Raw genomic sequence first — 20,635 nt, 5'->3', positions numbered from 1 at the left:
GGCGGCCCATGGGCCGCCCCGTTTTCTTTGCGGGACTGTTGTTTCGCAACGATGCCGCGCCCTGGCAGTGTGCCCGGTTTACACGGCGATCAGCGCCGCGGCGACCTTGCGCTCTTCCGCCAGCAGCACGTTATAGGTTCGGCACGCCGGGCCCGTCGCCATGGCCTCGATGACGATGCCCTCGGCCCGCAAGGGCTCGTACAGCTTGCGCGTAACCAGTTCCGTGCGCTCCCCGCAGCCGATCAGCAACAGGTCGACGCTCCCGGCGGCCTCGCGGACGGGCTGCAACTGCTCCAGCGTCATCTCCTCGAAGGCCGTGACCGGCCACGCCACCGTCTGCTCCGGAAAAACGATGACGGAACCCTCGTAGACCTCGCCGCCCACGCGGAAGCGGCGGTCGCCGTAGCCCTCGATGATCTGCCGGCCCTCCGGCACGTAGGGCGTCACGTCCATGCTGTCCCCTCTCCAGCGGCGGGCGCCGCGCGCATTGGGGTTACGAGGAGCTGCCGGCGGCCTTCGCCTGTTGCTTGGCCGTCTCGTCCTCCTCCTGCACGAGCGTGCTCGGGGACAGCCGCATCTGCAACAGCAGCGGCACCGCCACCCCGATGGAGGAGAAGGTCCCGATCAGCACGCCCCAGATCAGCGCCCAGGTGAAGCTTCGGATCACCGCACCGCCGAAGATCGCCAGCGCGATCAGCGCGACCAGCGTGGTGGTGGAGGTCAGCACCGTGCGCGTGACCGTGCTGTTCACCGCGATGTTGAGCAGCTCGGGCATGGGCTTGCGCTTGTAGCGGCGCACCGTCTCGCGCACGCGGTCGAAGACCACGACGGTGTCATTGATCGAATACCCGGCGATCGTCAGCACCGCCGCCACGGTACCCAGATTGAACTGCAGCTGCGTGATCGAGAAGAAGCCGATCGTCGTGACCACGTCGTGGATCAGCGCGGCCAGCCCCGCCACGGCGAACTGCCACTCGAAGCGGAACCAGATGTAGGCCGCCATCGCCAGCAGCGCCAGCCCCGTGGCCATCATGCCGGCCTGCTTCAGCTCTTCGCCCACCTGGGGGCCGACGAACTCGGTGCGCTCGTAGCTCGTGACCTGGGGCTGGAGATGCTCTTTAACTCGTTCGATGGCGGCGTTCTGGGCTTCTTCCCCGCCGGCCTGCTCCTGGATGCGGATCAGGACGGTGTGCGCCTCACCGAAGCGCTGAATGTTGGTGTCGCCCAGGTCGAGTTCGGCCAGGCTGTCGCGCATGCCGGCCAAGGTCGTTTCCGGCGTCGTCTGCGCCTGGATGACGATGCCGCCGCGGAAGTCCACGCCGAGGTTGAGGCCGAACGCCCCGAAGGCGATGGCGGAGACGACGATGAGCGCCGCGGCGAGCGCCAGGGTCAGGCGCCGCAGGCTCACGAAGTTCAGCGACGGGGCGACCGGAACGTTGCGGATCAGCGCCATTGCGGTTCCTCTCGCGGCCTCAGATTGGCAGCGCCTGCGGACGCCGGCGCCGCAGCCAGAACGCGACCATGGACCGGGTCAGCATGATGGCCGTGAACATCGAGGTGACGACGCCGATGGACAGCGTCACGGCGAAGCCCCGGACCGGCCCCGAGCCGAAGTAGTACAGCAGCAGCGCGGCGATCAGCGTGGTGATGTTGGCATCCAGGATCGTGGTCATGGCGCGGCGATAGCCCGCGTCGATGGCGGACACCGGGCCGCGGTAGTTGCGCGCTTCCTCGCGGATGCGCTCGAAGATCAGCACGTTCGCGTCCACCGCCATGCCCAGCGTGAGCACGATCCCCGCGATACCGGGGAGCGTCAGCGTCGCCTGTAACAGCGAGAGCGCCCCCATGATCAGCATCAGGTTCACCAGCAGCCCGATGCAGGTCAGCGTGCCGAAAAAGCCGTAGATAGCTGCCATGAAGGCCATCACCGCCACCAGGGCGACCACGCTGGCGATTTTGCCCGCCTGCACGGAATCGGCGCCCATGCTCGGGCCGACCGTGCGCTCCTGCAGGATGCGCAACGGCGCCGGCAGCGCGCCCGCACGAAGCAGCAGCGCCAGGTCGCGGGCTTCCTGTGTGGTGAAATCGCCGGAGATCACGCCCTGTCCGCCCAGGATCGGCTCGCGGATGACCGGCGCGGAGATCACCTTTTCGTCCAGCACGATGGCGAAGGGTTCGCCGACATTCTCCTTCGTCGCTTCGGCGAAGCGACGGCCGCCGACCGCGTTGAAGCTGAAGGAGACGACGGGCTGACCCTGCTGGAAGCTCGGCTGGGCGTCGGTCAGGTTCTCACCCGAGACCATCGCCCGCTTTTCCACCACGTAGCGGCGGACGGGCTGGTCGTTCGGCCCGGTTTCCGACGAGGGCAGCACCCGCACGCTGGGCGGAATATCCTGGGCGTTCGGGCTGATGTCCTGGCGGACCAGGTGGAACGTCAGCTTCGCCGTCTTACCCAGGATGTCCTTCATGCGCTCGGGATCGTTGATCCCGGGCAACTGCACGATGATGCGCTGCTCGCCCTGACGCTGGATCGTGGGCTCGCGCACGCCTGTCTGGTCGATGCGGCGCCGGATGACCTCGATGGACTGCTGGACGGTCGAGCTCACGCGTTCACGGCGCGCGGTCTCCGTCAGCTCCAGCGTGCCCTGGCCGTCCTCGAGCTGCAGGCGCAGGGAATCGCCGATGTCCTGCAGCGCCTCGCGCGCGGCCCCGGCCTTGCCGGGATCGCGCAGCTCGAAGGACACGGCGCCGTCGCTGACGCCGAGCGCGCGGTACCCGATGCGCTCCTGGCGCAGGCTGCGGCGCACCTCTTCCACGACGCCCTGGAGGTACTGTTCCAGCGACTCCTTGGCCTTCACCTCCAGCAGCAGGTGCGAACCGCCCTGAAGGTCAAGGCCCAGGTTGATCTGCTTGTGCGGCAGCCAGTCGGGGAGCTGCTGGGCGCGCTTTTCGCTGACGAGGTTGGGCGCGGCGAACAGCGCCCCGGCAAGCACCACCAGGGCGATGACCACCGTTTGCCAGCGGGGAATGTGCAGCATGTCGAGGGCGTCCGTGGTGCGGTCGCGTGTGGGCGGGTCGGGAGATAGCCGGCTGCGCTAGCTGGATTTGTCGTCGCCGCGGCCGCCGCCGAGGAGCTTGCTCATAACGCCCTTGCCCGTGTCGCCGGCATCGTTGGCGGCCTGCTTGTCGCCGCCGCCACCCTGCTCGCCTTCGGCGGGCTGGCTCTTGGAGAGCACCTGCTGGACGTTGCTCTTCACAACGCGCACGCGAACGCCCTCGGCGATCTCGACCTGAGCCTCGGTGTCGCTGACGATCTTGGTCACTTGGCCGACGATGCCGCCGCCGGTGACGACGCGGTCGCCGCGGCGCAGGTTCTCGACCATCTGGCGGTGTTCCTTCATCCGCTTCTGCTGCGGGCGGATGAGCAGGAAGTAGAAGACGATAAAGATCAGGATCAGGGGCAAGAGGGCCATGATGTCGAAGCCGCCTTGCCCCCCGCCTGCCGCCTGGGCGTACGCCGGGCTGATGAACATGGATCCTCGCTGCGCGCCTGTGGATCATCTGGGCGGGGCGGCGCGACTATAACGGTGCGCCGCGGCTTTGCAAGCGCCGGGCGGGCCCGCGTGCCGCCCACTTCGTTGACCGCGCACCGGGTGCTGCCTAGATTTCGCGCCGTCATGACCGAGCGCCCGAACAGCCCCGGCTCTGCCCTTCGCCGCATCGCCGACGCCCTGGAGCGGCTCGCGCCCGCGCCGCGGCAGCAGCCGTCCCTGGCCGACGCCGACGCCTTCGTCTGGGACGGCGATGACCAGCGACTGGTGCCGGTCGAGCGCGTCAACCGCCTGGACATGGCGCTGCTCACCGGGATCGACCGCCAGGCCGAGCAGCTGCGCGCCAACACGGAACGCTTCGCCCGCGGCCTGCCGGCCAACAACGCCCTGCTCTGGGGCGCGCGCGGGATGGGCAAGTCCTCGCTGGTCAAGGCCGTGCATGGCCATGTCGTCGAGCAGGCCGGGCGCGACGGGTTCGACCGGCCCGCCCTGGTGGAGATCCACCGCGAGGATATCCCCAGCTTGCCGCGACTGCTGGGCGAGCTGCGACAGGCCGGGCGCACCTGCATCCTGTTCTGCGACGACCTGAGCTTCGAGGCGGGCGACACCAGCTACAAGTCGCTCAAAACGGTCTTGGAAGGTGGGCTGGAAGGCCGGCCCGCCAACGTGCTCTTCTACGCCACCTCGAACCGTCGGCACCTCATGCCGCGCGAGCGCGGCGACATGGATGGCGGTGACCGCATCAACGCGGGCGAGACCGGCGACGAAACCATCAGCCTGTCCGACCGTTTCGGCCTGTGGCTGGGCTTCCACGGCTGCGATCAGGCCACCTACCTGCGCATGGTCGAGGGCTACGCCGACCACTTCGCCCTGCCGGTCGACCGCGACACGCTCCACGAGGAAGCCAAGGAGTGGGCGCTGACACGCGGCGCCCGCAACGGTCGCGTGGCCTGGCAGTTCATTCAGGACCTCGCCGGGCGCCTGGGCCAGTCGCTCGGGTAGTGGACAGACGGCCGTGGGGCGGCCGACGCTCCGCCCTACCGGGCCTCCACCAGGCGCAGGACCAGCCCGACCACCGCGAGCAGCAGCACCAATGCGGCCTCGGGATAGAGCGGCGTGGCGTAGAGCCCGCACCATAGCCCTGAAGCGGCTTGCTGGGCGGACTCCGCCTCCACCGTCCGGATCAAGAGTCCGTCTTGCGGCAGCCCGCACGCCGTGCGCAGCGCCGGCCGCGCCATCGCCATGGCGGGTGGAACCAGCGCGCCCGTTCCGAGGACGACGTCGCCGGCTAAGGAACAATCCAGCACGGCGCTGACGAACCAGGCCACCGCCATGGAAACCACCAGCGCCACAGCCGCGACGAGCGTGGCGTCGGCGCTCGCCCGTAGCGGGACCGCCGGGAGCACGACGTCGAGTAGCACCGCGGTCTGAAACGCCACGCCCAGCAAGATGGCCAGCCGTGCGACCAAAATCAGGCCGGCCGAGGTCTGCCGGCTCATCCCCCGTCAGCCCGCGCTCGTGCCGCTGCGTGAGGCGCGGGTGGTCGCCATGACTTCCTGCGGGTCGATGGCCTGGCTTCCCTTGCGGACCTCGAAGTGCAGCTGCGGGCGGGAAACGTTGCCGCTGCTCCCCACCCGGGCCAGCGGCTGGCCGCGTTCGACGCGGTCTCCGCGGTCCACGATAATGGCGGCGGCATGAGCGTAGGCGGTGATCCAGCCGTCCGCGTGCTTGACCAGCACCAGCTTGCCGAAGCCTTTGAGGTCGTCGCCCACGTAGGCGACGACGCCGTTGGCCGCGGCGCGAATGGCGGTGCCGCTGGGCGCGGCAATGTTGACGCCGTCGTTGTGCAACCCGTTGTTCTGCGGGCCGTAGTCCGCGATCACCTCGCCCTTGACGGGCCACAGGAAGCTGCCCGCCGAGCGCGCGGGCGGGTCCGAGACCGGTGCGGCACTGCGATCCGCATCCGCCGCCGCCTGCCGGGTCTCGGCCTCGCGGCCCTCGTCGCGGCGTTGCCGGCGCGCGATCGCGCGCGGTTTCTCATCGGGGATGGGAACCGTGACGCGTGCTTCCGGCTCGGCGCTGGCGCGGACAACGTCGCCGCCACCGCCCGAGTCCGAGGTTTCGCGGTCCGCGGTCCCGGTTTCGGGCTTGCGGTCCGCATCCCCACGCACCGTCTCGCGTTCGCGTTGCCGCGTCTCCGCCACACGGGTCGCATCGCCATCGGGAACGGTGAGCACGTCACCGGGATGAATGAGGTACGGCGGCCCGATGTCGTTGCGCCGGGCGAGCGCGTTCATGTCGACGCCGAACCGCCGGGAAATGCTGTACAGCGTGTCGCCGCGCTGAACGACATAGCGCTCGGGCACCGGGATGCGAAGTTCCTGGCCGATGCGCAGGTCGTAGGGCGGCGAGAGGTCGTTGGCGTCGATGACCGCGCGGATGGAAACGCCGTAGCGGCGCGCGATGCCGTAGACCGTCTGGCCCTTCCGGACCGTATGCACACCCGGCTCGCCGGCTTCGGTGCCGCCCCGGACCGTTTGCCCCGACGCGTTGCCGGCCTGACCGGCGCTGCGCCGGGGTTCCCCGCCCTGCCCGTACTCCACGGGAGCCGGCCCGCCGGAGCGCGAGCATGCGGCCACGGCCAGCCCGGCCGCGAGGAGACAAGCTGCCGTCCGGCCCGGATGGGCCTCTGCCAGGCGCCGTTCGCGCATCAGCCCCGCCCTTGATCGGCCCGTCAGCTCCGCTCGTGGTCGGCCCGGTCCGCGCTCCCGTCCGTGGTGCTGATCAGCGGCACGAACCGCACCTGCCCCAGCCGCTCTTCCGTGAACCGGCCCGTGTCCGTGTCGCGCGTCAGCCGCACCAATTCCTGCCCGCCTTCCGGCGTCGTCACCGGGGTGACCATGACGCCGCCAGGATCGAGCTGATCGGCCAGACGCGACGGCACGCCGGAGGCCGCCGCGGTCACCAGGATTCGCGGAAACGGTGCCTGTTCCGGCCAGCCCTGCCAACCATCCCCGATCCGGCTCGTCACATTGTGGCAGCGGAGCCGCGTCAGCCGCTCGCGAGCAAGACGCAACAGGCTGCGATCCTGCTCGACGGTGTACACCCGACGGGTGAGGTGGGCGAGGATGGCCGTCTGGTAGCCGGAGCCGGTGCCGACTTCGAGCACCTTCATGCGCCTGGTCGGCGCCAGCGCGTCCGTCATCGTCGCGACGACGTCCGGCCGGCTCACGGTCTGCCCGTGGCCGATCGGCAGCGCCCGGTTCTCGTAGGCTTGGTCCTGGAACGCCTCGGGCACGAAGGCTTCACGAGGCACCTGTGCCATGGCCGAGAGAACGCCGCTGTCCGCAATCCCGGCCTCGCGCACCACCGTCGCCAAGCGCAGCTTGCGCCCGTGCGGAGTCACGCGAAGGCCTCGCGCAGCCGATCCAGGAGGTCGCGTTCCGTCAGGTCCAGGTGCAGCGGAGTGACCGCGATCCAGCCGTCGGCCACGGCCGTCAGGTCGGTGTTGCCGATGCGGCAGGCGTCGCCCGCATAATCCCCGATCCAGACGTACGGCCGGCCGCCGGGGTCGAAGCCCTCCACGACGCCGGCGTCGAGGTCGCGCCGCCCCTGCGGGCAGACCCGCACCCCCGCAACTTCGCCCGCCGCCCGGTCGGGGAAGTTCACGTTGACCAGCGAATCGGCGAGGAAACCGGTCTCGGCGACACGCCGGATAACCTCGGCGGCGTGGCGCTCCGCCGTTTCCCAATGGAAGCGATGGTCGCCGCTGTGCGCCTGCGAGAGCGCGATCGCCGGAAGGCCGAGAAGCGCCGCCTCCATGGCGGCGGCGACCGTCCCTGAATAGGTCACGTCCTCGCCCAGGTTGCTGCCCTGGTTCACGCCGGACAGCACCAGGTCGGGCGGATGCGCCTTGAGCACCTTGCGCGCCGCGACGACGACGCAGTCGGTCGGCGTCCCGTCAACGGCATAACGGCGCGTGTCCAGGTGGCGCAGCCGCAGCGGCCGGCGGACGGTCAGCGAATGGCTCGTCGCCGACTGCTCCATCTCCGGCGCCACGGTCCAGACGTCGCTGCTGAGCTGGCCGGCGATGCGCTCCAGCACCTGCAGCCCCGGCGCGTTGATGCCGTCGTCGTTCGTGACCAGGATGCGCGGGTGCGACAAATCGAGCGGGCGTGGATCAGCCATCGGGCGAGATGACCTCCGCGCCGCCCATGTAGGGCCGGAGGGCGGCCGGCACGGCGATGCTGCCGTCGGCCTGCTGGTGGTTCTCCACCACCGCGATCAACGCCCGGCCCACGGCGACGCCCGAGCCGTTGAGCGTGTGCACGGGCGCCGTGGCCTTTTCCCCGGCCGCGCGGAAGCGCGCCTGCATGCGCAGCGCCTGGAACGGGCCGCAGTTCGAGCAGCTCGAAATCTCGCGGTACAGCTCCTGGCCGGGCAGCCAGACCTCGATGTCGTAGGTCTTGCGGGCGGCGAAGCCCATGTCGCCGGCCGAAAGCGCGACCACGCGGTAGGGGATCTCGAGCCGCTGGAGGATGTCCTCGGCGCAGCCCGTCATGCGCTCCAGCTCGTCCCAGGAGCGGTCGGGGTGCGTGACGGAAACCAGCTCCACCTTTTCGAACTGGTGCTGGCGCAGCATGCCGCGCGTGTCCTTGCCGGCGGCACCGGCCTCGGCGCGGAAGCACGGCGTCAGCGCGGTGTAGCGCTGTGGCAGATCCTCCGCGTGCAGGATCTTGTCGGCGGCCAGGTTGGCGAGCGGCACCTCCGCCGTCGGGATCAGCCAGTAGCCCTCGGTCGTCTGGAAAAGATCCTCGCCGAACTTGGGCAGCTGCCCAGTGCCGTAGAGCGTCTTGCTGTTGACGAGGAAGGGCGGCACCACCTCCTCGTAGCCGTTCTCGGTGACGTGCACGTCGATCATGAACTGGGCGATGGCGCGGTGCAGGCGCGCCAGCCCGCCGCGCAGGACGACGAAGCGCGAGCCCGCCAGCTTTGCCGCATCCTCGAAGTCCATCATGGCTAGGCTCTCGCCCAGCTCGAAGTGCTGGCGCGGCGTGAAGCCGAAGCGGTCCGTGTCGCCCCAGCTGCGCACGACGACGTTGGCGCTCTCGTCCTCGCCGTCCGGCACGTCGTCGGCGGGTGCGTTGGGAAGGCCGGAGAGCACTTCCTCCAGCTCACGCGCGAGCTGGCGCTCGCGCTCCTCCGTTTCCGAGAGCGACTGCTTGAGCTGCGAGACTTCCTGCTTGAGCGCCTCGGCCCCGGCGTCGTCGCCGGCCTGCTTCTTCTGCCCGATCTCTTTGGAGGCCGCGTTGCGCCGGCTCTGCATCTCCTGAAGCTGGGTCTGCGCCTCCCGCCGGCGGGCATCCAGATCCAGCACCGTGGCCGATTGCGGCTCCAGCCCCCGGCGGCGCATGGCGCGGTCGAACGCGTCCGGGTTTTCGCGGATCCACTTCAGATCGAACATGACAGGCCCGTCGTTTGGTCTCGCGGTGTGCTGACCCGATCTTATAGGCGGTGCCCGGCGGAGCGTCCATGCCGCCGCGTCAGGCGCGAGGGCCGTGTCAGCCCTCGCCCTCATCGTCGTCCGTCGCCTCGGCCCGCATCTGAGCCTCTTCCTGGGCACGGCGCTTCTCGACGAGGTGGGCCGTCCACACCGAAACCTCGTAGAGCGCGATGATGGGCAGCGCGAGTGCGATCTGGCTCAACGGGTCCGGCGGCGTGAAAATGGCCGCGGCGATGAAGACGCCGACGATCGCGTACTTGCGCTTCTCCGCCATGCCCTTCGACGTCGCCATGCCGGTGCGCGCCATGAGGGTCATCAGCACCGGCAGCTGGAAGCACAGCCCGAAGGCGAAGATGAGCTTCATCACCAGGCCAAGGTATTCGTTGACCTTGGCTTCCAGCTCGATCGGCAGATTGCCCGAGCTCGCCGACTGCACCTCGAAGGAGAGGAAGAATTCCCAGGCCAGCGGGAAGACGCCAAAGTACGCCAGGGACGCGCCCAGCAGAAAGAGTGCCGGCGAGGCGATCAGGAAGGGCGCCATCACGCGGCGTTCGTTGCGATACAGCCCGGGCGCCATGAACAGCCACAGCTGCGTGAGGAAGACGGGACAGGTGACGAAGGCGGCGAAGAAGAAGGCAACCTTGACGTAGGTGAAGAATACCTCCGTCAGGTCGGTGAAGATCATGCGCCGCTGATCCTCGCCCATCATGCCTTTCTGCAGGAGGATGTCGGCGAGCGGCGCGGTCAGGAAGCGGTACAGCTCCTGCGAGAAATAGAAGGCCACGAAGAAGGCCACGAAGAGCGCGACGACGGAATACAGCAACCGCTGGCGCAACTCGATCAGGTGATCGAGCAGCGGCATCTGCTTCTGATCGTAGGTGTCGTCTGCCACGCCGTCGGGCCTCTTCGTTGTTCGCTTGTTAGCTGTTGCCTGTCGACCTGTCGGCGCCGCGTGTCTCCTGGTGCTCCGTGGCCGGGCCCGTCGGTTCCGCGGTTACGCTGCTGGACCCGTTGCCCGAGGTCGGACCGGGCCCGGTGTCGGCGCCGGCGGCATCGCCGCGCCCGGTGGAGCCGGTTTCCGACGCCTCGCCGTCGCCGCGGGCCGAGCGCTCCACCTCCTCCGCCGTCCCCCGCACCGACTTGTCGGGGTCGACCAGGTTCTCGATCTCTTGGTTGGTGTTGAACTTTCGCGCGCGCTGGGCGGTTTCCTTCACGTCCTCCAATCCCTCTTCCTCGACCATCTTCTCGAGGTTGGACTGGAAATCGCGCATGATCCCGCGCGCCTGCCGGACATACCGCCCGACAGTCCGCATTACCTTGGGCAAGTCACGGGGACCGATGACGACGAGCGCCAACAAGGCGACCATCGCCATCTCGGACCATCCGAGGTCCAGCATGTCGGGTAGAACCCAGCTTAAGCAGGATGAAGGAACCGCGCGCGGCCGTTAGCCGTTGGCGGCCGTGCGGTCACCGGTTTCCTGGTCGGCCTTGCTGCTCGACGACGCCTTGGCGGAACCGCCGTCCTCGATGGCCTTGGGCGATTCCTCGCCTTCTTCTTCTTCGGACTTGTCGCTGTCCTTCAGGCCCTTGCGGAACGCGGTAATCCCGCTGCCCATGTCGCGCATGAGCTTCGGAATCTTGCCACCGCCGCCGAACAGCAGCAGCACCACGGCGAGGATGATGAGCCAGTGCCACAGACTGAACGCACCCATTTCGGGCTCTCCCTAAAACCGAACGGTGTATCTCTTTCCTGGCCGGGACTATCGCAGAAAGGCCCGGTGCCCGCAACGTCCGGCAAAATCGTGCGGCTTTTCGGCGCCATGGCCGTCCGCGCGGATGTCACGCCCGCCGGCCCCGCCGCGGCCGCCGCGCGGCCCATAGGAGACGCAGCAAAAACACCGCTGGACAGGCGTTTACGCCGCATCTTCGTGGGCCGGGAAGACGAATGCCTGATAGGGGTCGATGTCGATTTCCACGCAGGTGTTCTCCGGCGGCAGGAATCGGCCCGGCACACGCGCATGGACGTGCGGTCCCGCACGATCGGCCTGAATCGATCCCGAGTCAGCGGGGTTGTCCAGCACCAGGTGGACGACGGAACTCCGCCCCAGCAGCCGGGATGCCAAAACGCGCCCGGTGCGGGCGCCGGATGCGGCGTCGCCGTCCACCGGGTGCAGCCGCACGGCTTCCGGGCGTACCAGCACGTTGGCGGGCGCCCCCTCCGGCAGGCGCCCGGCGTCCAGCTCGCCGAGCGGCGTGCTCACGCGGCCCTGGCGAACGACGCCGTGCAAGCGGTTGATGTCCCCGAAAAAAGCGGCCACGAACTCGTTCGCGGGGGCGGCGTAGAGCTGCGCCGGCGTGCCCATCTGCACGATCCGCCCGCCGCGCATGAGGACGACCCGGTCGGCCATGAACATGGCCTCTTCGGGGTCGTGCGTGACCATGAGCGTCGCCGTCCCGGTCTGCTTGAGGATGTGCAGCGTCTCGTCACGAACTTGGTGGCGCAGCGTGACGTCCAGGCCCGAAAACGGCTCGTCCATCAGCATGACCCGCGGGCGCGGCGCCAATGCCCGTGCCACCGCCACCCGCTGCTGCTGCCCGCCAGAGAGCATGTGCGGGTGCGCGTCCGCCAACTCGGCCATACCAACCTGCCGCAGCACGGCCATGGCGCGCTCACGCCGGCGCCGGCGCGGCAGCTTCCGCAGCCCGAACGCGACGTTGTCCACCACGGTCAGGTGGGGGAAGAGCGCGTAGTCCTGGAACACCAGCCCCACGCTGCGGGCTTCCGGCGGTGTGTCTTGGTCCGCGTCGGCCACCACCTCGCCGTCGAGCAGCACCCGTCCGGCCTGGAGCGGTTCCAGGCCTGCCGCGATGCGAAGGGCGGTGGTTTTGCCACATCCCGATGGGCCGAGCAGGCAGACGAGCTCACCCGCTTCCACGCCGATCGAAAGGCTATCGAGCGCGCGGGTGCTGCCGAAGTCGTGCGTGACGTTCTCGAGGGTCAGGATATCCATGGAACCGATGGCAACGGTAAAGCGGGCTGGCACCATTCAGGGCACGCGGCCGCCGGATGGGCTCCGACGCCGCCATGCCCTAGATGAGTCGCGCGGATAACGGGTTCAACCGCACAGGGCCCTGCTGGCCGCGCGTCAGTCCCCGGCGGCGCCCGCGTCGCGATCCCCCTCGCCGTGCGCCGGCACCTCCGCAAGTTCGCCATGGTCGCTCAGCACCGCGGAAGCTGGGCGACGGTCCAGCAAACCGGCGTCCTGAAGCTCCGCAGCGTTGGGCAGGTCGGCCAGGCTCGCCAGCCCGAAATGGTCGAGGAAGGCGCGCGTCGTGCCCCAGGTCATGGGCCGGCCGGGGGCTTCGCGCCGGCCGCGCGGTTGGACCCACCCCGCCTCCACGAGCACGTCCAGCGTTCCCTTGCTGAGGCTGACGCCGCGCACGGTTTCGACCTCCGCCCGCGTGATGGGTTGTTGATAGGCGATGATCGCCAGCGTCTCCACGGCTGCGCGAGAGAGCTTGCGCTGCTGTTCGCCGCCGTCGCGCAGGACGTCCGCCAGGTCGGCGGCCGTGCGGAACGCCCACGCCTTGCCGACGCGCTGAAGCTGAACGCCCCGGCCCTCGTAGCGGCTTTGCAGCTCCGCCAGCAGCGTCGCCACCGCCACGTTGGACTGGAGGTAGTGGGCAAGCTCGCGCTCGCTGCGCGGCTCCGCCGAAGCGAACAGCAGCGCTTCCAGCACACGCAGATCGCGCTCGCGAACTTCGCTCATGCCGCCTCCCCCGTCGCCGAACGCGTCAACGGGCGCACGTAGACCCGTTCGAAGGGCGCATCCTGTCGCACGTCCAGCCGCCCTTCGCGCGCCAGTTCCAGGCTGGCCGCCATTGTGCTCGCCACGGCGGAGCGCTGCGCCACGCGGGATTCGGCCGCCGGCGGCAGGATGGTTTCCAGCGCCTGCCATGTGTGCAGTCGGGCCAGCACCGCTTCCAGATGCTGGCGCGCCGTCTCCACGGCATAGAGGTTCGTGGGGTCTACGCGCAGCGGTGCCCCCGCTTCGCGTCGCTGAAGCTGGCGGGCGTAAGCGCGCAGCAATTCCGTCAGCGAACAGCTGTACGTGACTGAAACGTCCGGCTCTTCGGTGGAGGGCTCGCCGCGCGGAAACATCTGCTGACCGAGTTGCGGCCGGCCCAGCAGGGCTTCGCCCGCCTGCCGCATGGCCTGTAGGCGCCGCAGTTGGAAGCGCAGCGCTTCGGCCATCTCCTCGCCGTCGCCCTCGTCGTCCTCCGTCGTCTCGGCCGCGCGCTGCGGCGCGAGAAGCCGCGCTTTCAGAAGGATGAGCCACGCCGCCATGACCAGGTAGTCGCCGGCCAGGTCGAGGCGCCGGCGCCGCGCGTCCTGCACGAAGGCCAGATACTGATTGGCCAGCGCCAGGACGGAAATGCGGGTGATGTCGACCTTCTGCTTGCGGGCGAGATGCAGCAGGACGTCGATCGGGCCTTCGAAGCCGTCGAGCTCCAGGACGAGCTGGCCGTCACCCGCCTCCCCGTCGCGCGAATCCTCTTCGAACAGCTCGCCGTCGGCCATGGGGCTCCGTTGCGCGGTGGTTCCGTCACATCGTGGTCAGAAGCGCGTCCAGTTCGCGCCGGGCAGCCTCGATATCGAAAGCGCCCCTGTCCGCCTGTGCGCGCCTGTGCGATTCTGCGGCGTGCAAACGGGTTTGCGTCCGCCCGCTGATCCCGTCGCACGCGGCCAGCACCTGCCGCACCTCATCCGGATGACCGCTACAGTGAAGCACGAGATCGCAGCCCGCGGCCAGGGCCGCCCCGGCGCGCGCCCCCAGGTCGCCGGCCAGCGCGGCCATGCCCAGGTCGTCGGAGACGAGCACGCCGTCGAACCCGATGCGCTCGCGGATCGCGCCGCCAATGGCGGCCGCGGAGGTCGTGGTGGGCCGCTCCGGGTCGACGGCGTCGAAGACCGCGTGCGCCGTCATCGCCCACGGCAGCTCGTTGAGCCGGCGGAACGGCTCGAAATCCGCGGCCGCCAGCGCGGCGAGGTCCGCGGGAATCCGCGGGAGCGCGTGGTGGCTGTCCACCCGCGCCCGGCCGTGGCCGGGGATGTGCTTCATCACCGGGGCGACGCCGGCCGCCAGGAGTCCCGCCGCCGTGGCGCGGCCGAGGGCCGTCACGACCTCGGGCTCGCGGGCGAAGGCGCGGTCGCCGATGACCGGATCGGCGTCCGGCGCCGGGCAATCCAGCACCGGCAGGGTGTTCACCGTGATCCCGAGGCCGATCAGATCCGCGCCGATCACGCGGCCGTTCAGCCACGCCGCGCGGCGGGCCGCGGCCGGATCGAAAGCCGCCAGCGCGCCGAATCGCGCGGCGGCCGGCGGCACGGTCCAGTGCGGCTGCGTCAGGCGGGCGACCCGGCCGCCCTCCTGGTCGATCAGCACCGGCGCGTCGGCGCGGCCGACGCTGTCGCGCAGCGCGTCCACGAGCGCGCGGACCTGCTCCGGGTGCTCGCAGTTGCGGCGGAAGAGGATGAAGCCGGCCGGGTCGGTTTCGGCGAAGAGCGCCCGTTCCTCGGGCGTGAGCGCGGTCCCGGCGCAGCCGACGATGGCGGCCCGGGGCGCCATCAGCGCCGCTCCACGACGAAGCAGCCCTGCCCGTCGGCCTTCAATCGCGAACAGACCGACTCGGCGGCGCCCCGGCTGGCGAAGGGGCCGCCGCGAACGCGCCAGAAGACGCCGCGGTCTTCCAGGTCGGCGCGCTGAAGCAGCAGCCGCAGCTCGCCCAGGACCTCGGGGTGCGCGTCCCGCACGCGTTGCCAGACGGCGCGGGCCTCCGCCTTCTCGCGCAAGGCCGCCACCTGGACGGCGAAGGCGCCGCCGGTGCGGTCCGTTGCCGTCTCCGGGGTTTGCGCGGCCGTCGCGGTGTCGGCGGATTCCTCGGGGGCGTCGCGGCCAAGGCCGCCCGGTTTGCGATCGGGCGTCGGCGGTGCGCCGGCCGCCTCCGCAGCATCGTCCGCCGCTGGGGCCGTCCCGGCGTCCGCCGCCACGGCCGCCCAGTCGACGGCCGGTCGCTGTGGCTCCGGTGCTGCCTCCAGCACTTCCTCGCCGCCGTTCCGGTTAAGCAGCAGGGTGTCCTGGTAGGGAACGGTGGCGCCGCCGGGGTCTTCCGGGCGCACCTTGATCGGCCCGTCCGGGGGGCGCACGACCGGCGCCCCGGCGTGCTGCAGATGCCCGCCGGGCCCGCCGCTGTTGAGATAGGCGTAGCCGATCACGCCGGCACTGCCGCCGACCAGAATGACGACCACCGCCGCCTTGAGGACCGGGGCGCCGCGCTCGCGGTGCTCGAACGCGGCGTGGGGTTCGGCGGGCTCGCCCGCCGCGGGCTCGATGACACGCAGATCGCGCCGGTCCCGATCGGGCGGCGGCGTGTCCGCGGGCATTACCGCAGCTCCGTCACCGGGGTCACGCCCATGATCTCGAGCCCGGACGCGATGACCTGCTGCACGCCGCGCACCAGCGCCAACCGGGCGCGCGTCAACTCCATGTCATCCGGTTGCAGGAAGCGCAGCGTGGCGTCGTCCTTGCCCTTGGTCCAAAAGCCGTGGAAGGCGGCCGCCAGATCGTGCAGGTAGAAGGCCACGCGGTGCGGCTCGTAGGTTTCCGCCGCCCCCTCGATGAGCCGCGGCCAGCCCGCCAGGAAGCGGATCAGCTCGATCTCTTCCGGCTGGCGCAGGCGGTGCAGCTCCACCTCCGCCAATGAGGCTCCGTCGAGCGCGACGTCGGCCAGCTCACGCTCGGCGTGGCCCAGCACGGAATGGCAGCGGGCGTGGGCGTACTGCACGTAGAAGACGGGGTTGTCCTTGCTCTGCTCCACGACCTTTTCCAGGTCGAAGTCCAGCGCCGCGTCGTTCTTGCGGGTAAGCATCGTGAAGCGGATCACGTCCTTGCCCACCTCGTCGAGGATCTCGCGCAGCGTGACGAAGGTGCCGGCGCGCTTGGACATCTTCACCGGCTCGCCGCCGCGCAGCAGCTTGACGACGCGGCACAGCAGGATGTGGAAGCGCGCCTCGTCGTTGGTGACCGCGCGCACGGCCGCCTTCATGCGGGTGACGTGGCCGCCGTGGTCCTCGCCCAGCACGTCGACCAGCGTGCCGTGGCCGCGCCGGTACTTGTCCAGGTGGTAGGCGATGTCGACGGCGAAGTAGGTCCAGGAGCCGTCGCTCTTCTTCAGCGGCCGGTCCTGGTCGTCGCCGTAGTCGCTGGCGCGGAACAGCGTCTGCGGCGTGGGTTCCCAGTCCTCCGGCGTCTTGCCCTTGGGCGCGGGCAGCGTGCCCTCGTAGATCAAGCCGCGTTGGTCGAGCGTTTCCAGCACCGCATCCACGGCGCCGTTCTCGACCAGCGCGCGCTCGGAGGTGAAGCGATCCTGCCGCACGCCCAGCGCGGCCAGATCCTCGCGGATCCAGGCCATGAGGTGGTCGATGGCGAACTGCCGCACGACCGGCAGCCACTCGGACTCCGGCGCATTCAGCCACTTGTCGCCGTCGCGCTCGGCCAACGCCTCGCCGACCGCGCAGAGGTACTGCCCCGGATAAAGGCCGGCGGGGATCTCCGCGATCGCCTCGCCCAGCGCTTCGCGGTAGCGCAGATAGGCGGAGCGCGCCAGCGTATCGACCTGCGCGCCCCCGTCGTTGATGTAATACTCGCGCGTGACGGTGTAGCCGGCGGCTTCCAGCAGGCTCGCGGTGGCGTCCCCGACCACGGCGCCGCGAGCGTGGCCGACCGTGAGGGGGCCGGTCGGGTTGGCCGAGACGTATTCGACGTTGACCGTCCGGCCCCAGCCCATGTCGCTGGTGCCCCAGCCGGCGCCGGCGCGCAGCACGCGCGCGAGCATGTCGTGCCAGAAACCGTGGGCCAGGCGCATGTTCACGAAGCCCGGCCCGGCGACCCCGGCCTCGGCCACCTCGGCCAGGGCGCCCAGGCGCGCGGCCAGCAGCTCGCCGATGTCGCGCGGCTTCATCCCGGCCGGCTTGGCGAGCACGAGGGCGGCATTCGTGGCGATGTCGCCGTGCGCGGGATCGCGCGGCGGCTCCACCTTGACGTTCTCGGTGGGGAGATCGGCCGGCAGCTCGCCCGCTTCGGCCAGCGCGGCGATCTCCTGACACACCCGGTCGCGGAAGGTTGTGTAGAGGTTCATTCAGGCCGGTTCATCGATGTCGAAGAGCTTGCGGTAATCCTGCAGCGCGTACCGATCGGTCATGCCCGCGATGTAGTCGGCCACCAAGCGCTTGCGCCCGGTCGCATCCAGGCCTTCGGCGCGCTGCCGCCATTCGGGGGGCAAGCATTCGGGCCGCTCCAGGTAGGCGCCGAAGAGCTCGCTCACCACACGGCGGACCTTCGCCGTCATGCGGTTGACTTTGTAGTGCCGGTACATGCGCTGGAACAGGAAGTTCTTCAGCGCGCGGTCGTTTTGGCGCATGCCGTCGGAAAACGCAACCACGGGCGCATCCGCGTGGCGAACCGCCTCCACGGAGCGCGGCGCCAACCGGTCCAGGCGGGCCGAGGTTTCGGCGAGCGCGTCCCCCACCATCTGGTCGATCAGGCGGCGCACGGCCTCGTGGATGCGCCGACTCGTCTCCACCGTCGGGTGCTCCCGCTGCACCGCGTCGAACACCGGGCCGACGAGCGGCAGGTCGCGCAGGTCGTCGATCGTGAACAGCCCGGCGCGCAGGCCGTCGTCGATGTCGTGGTTGTTGTAGGCGATGTCGTCGGCCAGCGCCGCCACCTGTGCCTCTGGGCCGGGCTGCGTCGCCAGCTCCAGATCGAAGAGCTCGCAGAAGCGCGCGATCGACGCCGGCGGCGAGGCCACCGGGCCGTTGTGCTTCACGATACCCTCCAGGGCTTCCCAGCTCAGGTTGAGCCCGTCGAAGCCGGGGTAGCGGTGTTCCAGCTCCGTCACGATGCGGAAGGTCTGCTCGTTGTGGTCGAAGCCGCCGAGGTCGGTGAGCACCTCGCTGAGCGCGTCCTCGCCCGCGTGCCCGAAGGGCGTGTGGCCCAGGTCGTGCGCCAGGGCCACGGCTTCCGCGAGATCCTCGTTGAGCCCCAGATAGCGGCTGATCGAGCGCGCGATCTGGGCGACTTCCAGCGAGTGTGTCAGCCGCGTGCGGAAGTAGTCGCCTTCGTGATAGACGAAGACCTGCGTTTTGTACTGCAATCGCCGGAAGGCGCGCGCATGGACGATGCGGTCGCGGTCGCGCTGGAAGGCGGTGCGGCTGGCACTGGGTGTCTCCGCGATCAGCCGCCCGCGCGAACGCGCCGGATCGCTGGCGTAGGGCGCGAGTTGGGATGCGGGGTCGCCGGCGGCCATGGCGCGGAGCCTAGGGCATGACCCGCCCGGCCGCAACGCAGCCGGCAAATTGACACGGCCCGCGCCCGACCGCATATACGACCCTGGGACATTGCGACAAACGGAGGGATCCGTGGCTGACTCCACTCAGGTCGAGATCGACGCCGCGGACGGCGCCGCAACCGGCGCCACCGGCCTGCTCATCAGCGACAATGCCGCCAAGCAGATTGCCAAGCTGCGCGAGCAGGAAGGCGATCAGGCGTTGATGCTGCGCGTTTCCGTCGGCGGCGGCGGCTGCTCCGGCTTCCAATACAGCTTCGACTTCGACCGCACGGTCAACGACGACGACCGCACCTTCCACAACGGCGATGTGACCGTGGTGGTGGACGAGGTGTCGCTGGAGCTGCTGGCGGGTTCGCAGATCGACTACAAGCAGGAGCTGATCGGCTCCTACTTCGAGATCAACAACCCGAACGCGTCCAGCTCCTGCGGCTGTGGCTCGTCCTTCTCCATCTGACCGGCGGGCGGCGCGCCCTGCCCCAGCAGCGAGGTTCCGACGCCGATGGCCGACCGGCTTGCCATCGCCACGTGGAACGTGAACTCCATCAAGCAGCGGATCGGCCACCTCACCGCCTGGGTGCGCACGGCGCAGCCGGACATCGTGCTGTTGCAGGAGCTCAAGGCCACGGCCGACTCCTTCCCCGAGTTCGACGTGCAGGCGGCCGGCTACACCGCCGCCGTCGTGGGGCAGAAGAGCTACAACGGCGTCGCCGTTCTCTCGCGCGACACCATCGAGACGCAGCTCACCGCCCTGCCGGGAGACGAGGACGACAGCCAGGCGCGCTACCTTGAGGTCCGCACCTGCGGTGTGCGGGTCGCCTCGCTCTACCTGCCCAACGGGAATCCGGTCGACAGCCCAAAGTACAGCTACAAGCTCGGCTGGATGGACCGCCTCGCCGCGCGCACGGACGAGCTGCTGGCGGGCGAAGAACCGGTGATCCTGGGCGGCGACTACAACTGCGCGCCCACCGACGACGACGTTTACGATCCCGAAGGCTTCGCCGACGACGCGCTGTGCCGCCTGGAGACGCGGCGGCGCTTCCGCGCGCTGGAATATCGCGGCATGACCGAGGCGTGGCGCGCCCTGCACGGCGAAAAGCACGTCTACAGCTACTGGGATTACGGCGCGGCCTTCCACAACGACGACGGCCTGCGCATCGACCATTTCCTGCTGTCGCCGCAGGCGGCGGACCGCCTGGAAAGCTGCGAGATTGACACCACGCCGCGCGGATGGGAGCGCGCCTCGGACCATACGCCCGTGGTCTGCACCCTGGCCGCGTAGGTAGAAACGGCCGGGCCGCGCCATGCCCTTCATCCCCATCGGCGACAGCAACCCGCGCATCACGATCGCGCACCCCTACGTAACCTGGGGCCTGATCGGCGCGTGCGTGCTGGTGTTCGTCCTGCACGCCGGCATGGGATCGCGCGAGGGCCACCTTTTTGCCCTGCAATACGGCCTGATCCCCGCCACGCTGACCGGGGACGCCGCGCTCGCCCCCGAAATCGCGGCCATCCCGTCGTGGGCCACCGTCGCGACGTCGATGTTCCTGCATGGCGGGGTCATGCACCTGATCATGAACATGCTGTTCCTCGGCATCTTCGGCGACAACGTTGAAGACGCCATGGGGCACACGCGCTTCGTGATCTTCTACCTGCTCTGCGGCGCGGTTGCGGGTGGGGCGCACGTGGCCGTCCTGCCCGGTTCGACGGAACCCATGATCGGGGCCAGCGGCGCCGTGTCGGGCGTGTTGGGCGCCTATCTCATCCTCCACCCCCGCGCGTCGGTGACGATCTTGTTCGGCTTCCTGCCGCTGGTGCTGCCGGCGTGGCTGCTGCTGGGCATCTGGATCACCTTCCAGGTGGTTTCCGCCCTCGGCGGGACCGGCGGCGGCGTGGCGTGGTGGGCGCACGTCGGCGGTTTCGCGGCGGGGGTCGTGCTGGTCTTCGCCTTCCGCCGACGGACCCTACCGCTCTCGCGCGGGGCCTATCCCCAAGGCATCCGCATGCGCCGGCCGCCGCGGTAATGTCTTCCCTCCCCTGCCGGTCGCATGGGTATACCACGCCCGCATTGTCTGATGCCGCCGGCTCAGGCACCGTCCTGGGCTTGTACAGGCCCGCTCCGGCCAACCGTGGCGGTCGTGGACACCGCACGGACCACACAAAAACCAGCCGG

The 20,635-nt window shown here is 69.8% G+C and carries 23 protein-coding genes; 4 read left to right on the top strand and 19 right to left on the bottom strand.

Translation table 11 applies throughout. The annotated features are described in order from the left end of the window. Nucleotides 1-78: 78 nt before the first annotated feature. The 4 genes from BLQ43_RS03890 to yajC are packed head-to-tail and all read right to left on the bottom strand — an operon-like array spanning nucleotide 79 to nucleotide 3,533. Nucleotides 79-453 carry an Mth938-like domain-containing protein gene (locus BLQ43_RS03890; protein ID WP_090018818.1) on the bottom strand — a complete coding sequence of 125 codons (375 nt, stop codon included), beginning with the start codon at nucleotides 451-453 and terminating at the stop codon, nucleotides 79-81. Between the two features lie 40 nt (nucleotides 454-493). After that, on the bottom strand, nucleotides 494-1,453 hold the full coding sequence (gene secF, locus BLQ43_RS14805; RefSeq protein WP_090018817.1) for a protein translocase subunit SecF: 960 nt from the start codon (nucleotides 1,451-1,453) through the stop codon (nucleotides 494-496). 19 nt (nucleotides 1,454-1,472) lie between these two features. Beyond that, on the bottom strand, nucleotides 1,473-3,038 hold the full coding sequence (gene secD / locus BLQ43_RS14800) for a protein translocase subunit SecD (protein WP_090018816.1): 1,566 nt from the start codon (nucleotides 3,036-3,038) through the stop codon (nucleotides 1,473-1,475). Nucleotides 3,039-3,095: 57 nt separating this feature from the next. Next, entirely contained in the window at nucleotides 3,096-3,533 is a 438-nt protein-coding gene (yajC, locus tag BLQ43_RS03875) for a preprotein translocase subunit YajC (RefSeq protein ID WP_090018815.1), read from the bottom strand. A gap of 144 nt (nucleotides 3,534-3,677) precedes the next feature. Between yajC and BLQ43_RS03870 the strand changes: the two genes are divergently transcribed. After that, entirely contained in the window at nucleotides 3,678-4,553 is an 876-nt protein-coding gene (locus BLQ43_RS03870; RefSeq protein WP_090018814.1) for an ATP-binding protein, read from the top strand. Between the two features lie 35 nt (nucleotides 4,554-4,588). Here the strand turns inward: BLQ43_RS03870 and BLQ43_RS03865 are convergent, their stop codons facing one another. From BLQ43_RS03865 to BLQ43_RS03795, 15 genes are all read right to left on the bottom strand, one after another. After that, on the bottom strand, nucleotides 4,589-5,050 hold the full coding sequence (locus BLQ43_RS03865; RefSeq protein ID WP_090018813.1) for a hypothetical protein: 462 nt from the start codon (nucleotides 5,048-5,050) through the stop codon (nucleotides 4,589-4,591). Nucleotides 5,051-5,056: 6 nt separating this feature from the next. Then, nucleotides 5,057-6,262 (bottom strand): LysM peptidoglycan-binding domain-containing M23 family metallopeptidase, encoded by a 1,206-nt coding sequence (locus BLQ43_RS03860; protein ID WP_090018812.1) that lies wholly within the window; start codon nucleotides 6,260-6,262, stop codon nucleotides 5,057-5,059. Nucleotides 6,263-6,285: 23 nt separating this feature from the next. Next, on the bottom strand, nucleotides 6,286-6,957 hold the full coding sequence (locus BLQ43_RS03855; RefSeq protein ID WP_090018811.1) for a protein-L-isoaspartate(D-aspartate) O-methyltransferase: 672 nt from the start codon (nucleotides 6,955-6,957) through the stop codon (nucleotides 6,286-6,288). Beyond that, nucleotides 6,954-7,739: a 5'/3'-nucleotidase SurE gene (gene surE / locus BLQ43_RS03850; RefSeq protein WP_090018810.1), complete on the bottom strand. Its 786-nt coding sequence runs from the start codon at nucleotides 7,737-7,739 to the stop codon at nucleotides 6,954-6,956. Before surE ends, BLQ43_RS03855 begins: the two co-directional genes overlap by 4 nt. Further along, nucleotides 7,732-9,015, bottom strand: coding sequence for a serine--tRNA ligase (gene serS, locus BLQ43_RS03845; protein ID WP_090018809.1), 1,284 nt, complete (start codon nucleotides 9,013-9,015; stop codon nucleotides 7,732-7,734). Before serS ends, surE begins: the two co-directional genes overlap by 8 nt. 97 nt (nucleotides 9,016-9,112) lie before the next feature. Further along, entirely contained in the window at nucleotides 9,113-9,946 is an 834-nt protein-coding gene (gene tatC / locus BLQ43_RS03840; RefSeq protein WP_245659437.1) for a twin-arginine translocase subunit TatC, read from the bottom strand. Between the two features lie 28 nt (nucleotides 9,947-9,974). Then, on the bottom strand, nucleotides 9,975-10,451 hold the full coding sequence (gene tatB / locus BLQ43_RS03835; protein ID WP_090018808.1) for a Sec-independent protein translocase protein TatB: 477 nt from the start codon (nucleotides 10,449-10,451) through the stop codon (nucleotides 9,975-9,977). Nucleotides 10,452-10,499: 48 nt separating this feature from the next. After that, on the bottom strand, nucleotides 10,500-10,766 hold the full coding sequence (gene tatA, locus BLQ43_RS03830; RefSeq protein WP_090018807.1) for a twin-arginine translocase TatA/TatE family subunit: 267 nt from the start codon (nucleotides 10,764-10,766) through the stop codon (nucleotides 10,500-10,502). Between the two features lie 201 nt (nucleotides 10,767-10,967). Then, nucleotides 10,968-12,065, bottom strand: a complete 1,098-nt coding sequence (locus BLQ43_RS03825; RefSeq protein ID WP_218119109.1) for an ABC transporter ATP-binding protein — start codon at nucleotides 12,063-12,065, stop codon at nucleotides 10,968-10,970. A gap of 135 nt (nucleotides 12,066-12,200) precedes the next feature. Then, entirely contained in the window at nucleotides 12,201-12,824 is a 624-nt protein-coding gene (gene scpB / locus BLQ43_RS03820) for an SMC-Scp complex subunit ScpB (protein WP_090018805.1), read from the bottom strand. Further along, entirely contained in the window at nucleotides 12,821-13,636 is an 816-nt protein-coding gene (locus BLQ43_RS03815) for a segregation and condensation protein A (RefSeq protein WP_090018804.1), read from the bottom strand. Before BLQ43_RS03815 ends, scpB begins: the two co-directional genes overlap by 4 nt. Nucleotides 13,637-13,661: 25 nt before the next feature. Then, entirely contained in the window at nucleotides 13,662-14,684 is a 1,023-nt protein-coding gene (gene nagZ / locus BLQ43_RS03810; RefSeq protein WP_090018803.1) for a beta-N-acetylhexosaminidase, read from the bottom strand. Further along, on the bottom strand, nucleotides 14,684-15,499 hold the full coding sequence (locus BLQ43_RS03805) for an SPOR domain-containing protein (protein ID WP_090018802.1): 816 nt from the start codon (nucleotides 15,497-15,499) through the stop codon (nucleotides 14,684-14,686). The genes nagZ and BLQ43_RS03805 overlap by 1 nt, the downstream gene beginning before the upstream one ends. Then, nucleotides 15,499-17,253, bottom strand: a complete 1,755-nt coding sequence (gene argS, locus BLQ43_RS03800; RefSeq protein ID WP_090018801.1) for an arginine--tRNA ligase — start codon at nucleotides 17,251-17,253, stop codon at nucleotides 15,499-15,501. The genes BLQ43_RS03805 and argS overlap by 1 nt, the downstream gene beginning before the upstream one ends. After that, nucleotides 17,254-18,423, bottom strand: coding sequence for a deoxyguanosinetriphosphate triphosphohydrolase (locus tag BLQ43_RS03795; RefSeq protein ID WP_090018800.1), 1,170 nt, complete (start codon nucleotides 18,421-18,423; stop codon nucleotides 17,254-17,256). A gap of 112 nt (nucleotides 18,424-18,535) precedes the next feature. Here BLQ43_RS03795 and erpA point away from each other — a divergent pair, with 112 nt between their 5' ends. From erpA to BLQ43_RS03780, 3 genes are read left to right on the top strand one after another with little or no spacing between them, the layout of a single operon-like run. Continuing rightward, nucleotides 18,536-18,919, top strand: a complete 384-nt coding sequence (erpA, locus tag BLQ43_RS03790) for an iron-sulfur cluster insertion protein ErpA (protein ID WP_245659436.1) — start codon at nucleotides 18,536-18,538, stop codon at nucleotides 18,917-18,919. A 45-nt stretch (nucleotides 18,920-18,964) separates the two neighbouring features. After that, nucleotides 18,965-19,744, top strand: a complete 780-nt coding sequence (locus BLQ43_RS03785) for an exodeoxyribonuclease III (RefSeq protein ID WP_090018798.1) — start codon at nucleotides 18,965-18,967, stop codon at nucleotides 19,742-19,744. A 22-nt stretch (nucleotides 19,745-19,766) separates the two neighbouring features. Beyond that, nucleotides 19,767-20,486, top strand: coding sequence for a rhomboid family intramembrane serine protease (locus BLQ43_RS03780; protein ID WP_090018797.1), 720 nt, complete (start codon nucleotides 19,767-19,769; stop codon nucleotides 20,484-20,486). Nucleotides 20,487-20,635: the final 149 nt, after the last annotated feature.

The sequence above is a fragment of the Limimonas halophila genome (assembly GCF_900100655.1).
GTDB classification, from domain to species: domain Bacteria; phylum Pseudomonadota; class Alphaproteobacteria; order Kiloniellales; family Rhodovibrionaceae; genus Limimonas; species Limimonas halophila.
The sequence above is the reverse complement of the archived record's forward strand: the minus strand, read 5'-3'. Positions and strand labels throughout refer to the sequence as shown.